Here is a 298-nt window from a genome sequence, read left to right on the forward strand (position 1 = left end):
AACATTAAAATTAAAATCCCAGATGAGTTGTAATATCCCAAGACAGGTTGCTGGATGTTACAAAACATTGCATAAACAGAAAAAGGCAAAATGGCAAAAAGTACAATTTTCGCCATCATCAATGACCTTTTCTTACAAAAGGGATTTTGCTATTAGTGAAAATATGGTTAAAATAACCACTATCAACGGAAGGAAAGCATATTCCATTTTGAATTATGACTATGCGAAACAGTATTTTGATGGTTCATGGAAATACCAAGCATCCAAAGTTGTAAAACACAAAGATGGAGACTATTAT

The 298-nt window shown here is 32.2% G+C and carries 1 pseudogene; it reads left to right on the forward strand.

Features of this window, described 5'->3' with window-relative positions:
• A pseudogene (locus CI957_RS10475) lies at positions 1-298 on the forward strand (RNA-guided endonuclease TnpB family protein); the annotation flags it as partial.

This window comes from Methanohalophilus sp. WG1-DM, from assembly GCF_004104135.1.
GTDB lineage: Archaea > Halobacteriota > Methanosarcinia > Methanosarcinales > Methanosarcinaceae > Methanohalophilus > Methanohalophilus euhalobius.